Source organism: Pedobacter kyungheensis (assembly GCF_000812965.1).
In the GTDB taxonomy this organism is placed as follows: Bacteria; Bacteroidota; Bacteroidia; order Sphingobacteriales; family Sphingobacteriaceae; genus Pedobacter; species Pedobacter kyungheensis.
Map to the genome: position 1 here is coordinate 1 of NZ_JSYN01000065.1, position 1,393 is coordinate 1,393.

Here is a 1,393-nt window from a genome sequence, read left to right on the forward strand (position 1 = left end):
GGCAGTTCTATGCTTGCAGGTGATAGTTCTATGCTTGCAGGCGTTAGTTCTATGCTTGCAGGTGGCAGTTTTATGCTTGCAGGTGTTAGTTCTATGCTTGCAGGTGGTAGTTTTATGCTTGCAGGCTGGGGCTGCGGCTATTGAATAAACTGTGCGATTAGTTAAACTTATCTTAGGTTGTGGTGTGAAAATGGGAGGGAGGGGATGTTAAAGAAAAACAGCAACTGATTTTAATTTCGGTTGCTGTTTAAATGATTACCTGGGATGGGATGATTGTTTTCATGGGATGTTGTGTTTAGCTTTTCAGGGTTCTGAATGGAATGCCCGAAATCTGTTTATATTGGGGGGAGCTGGCACCAAAAATAGATATCACGTAATTCTTTACATCAAGAGCGAGGGCAACTATACCGGTTTCGGGATGGTACAGGATGCGGTCGCGGTTGAGGCGGTAGGTGCTCAGCTCGGATGCCCTGGCCACTACATCACGGTTTTTCTGCAATAAATCGTTATACAGGGCAGTGAGGGTGGCTATTTGCAGCTCGGTTTCGTTGGGGTTATAGCTGGGAATGGTAGCCAGGAGCTTAATTTGCTTATCGAGGGTGTTGAGCTGGTTATCGTAACTGAGCTGCGCTGCCGATATCTGGTTAACGGCGACACCCTGGGCGGCTAACTTGTCTTTTTCTTCGTCGGTTAATTTGGCCGATGCCCTTTGGCCCTGCAGTTTGCGGTTGTGGCTAATGGCATTGTCGGTTACCTGCTGCGATACGTTACTAGCCTTAATGGCATTGAGTATGCGCGTACTGAATTTTTTAAGCGGTTGGAAGGATAGATCGCGCAAGGCAACGGCATTGCTGTTTTTGGCAGCCATATCGTTTACCTGCTGGTTAATGCTGAGCGCCTCGGCGGCTTTGGCAGCTAAATTGCTGAGCTGGATGCTGGCATTGCTAGGGTTGTACACGGAGCCGTAACCGGTTACATAGACCGTGAGCATCTCGAAATTGGCTATGTTTTTGGCATGGCCACTGTCATTGATTTTTGACATAATCTGTGGTTTTAAAAAGTAAATAAATTAAATTAATTGGTATTAAGTTAGTATTATTTATTTGATAACTAAAAAATTGGGTTTTATTTTTTTGAGGAATGGGGGAAACCGTAAGGAATTGGTAAATGAATTGGGGAGGTTTGAAGCTGTTAAATTATAAAAACACAATTTTATGGCGAATTGGGCATTTCGGCAAAAATGGCCAGCCGTTCCGCATTTAAACTGTCACCCCATTTCGCTTTAAAGTGACCACCTGTTTCGGGGCAAACTGGCCGTTCTGATCTTTCGATCAGCTTTTTTCGCAACTAGCTTTCGGGAATAATTTTTCAATTTCTGCATAAAATAAAGGCT

At 44.3% G+C, this 1,393-nt stretch carries 1 protein-coding gene; it reads right to left on the minus strand.

Annotated features, from left to right (window positions below; translation table 11 throughout):
- Positions 1-295: 295 nt before the first annotated feature.
- Positions 296-1,042 (minus strand): hypothetical protein, encoded by a 747-nt coding sequence (locus OC25_RS26595; RefSeq protein ID WP_039483628.1) that lies wholly within the window; start codon positions 1,040-1,042, stop codon positions 296-298.
- Positions 1,043-1,393 lie beyond the last annotated feature (351 nt).

What these genes read in the sequence shown, in the direction of transcription:
- OC25_RS26595 (WP_039483628.1), bottom strand. Translation starts at nt 1,042, where the DNA reads ATGTCAAAAATCAATGACAGTGGCCATGCCAAAAACATAGCCAATTTC.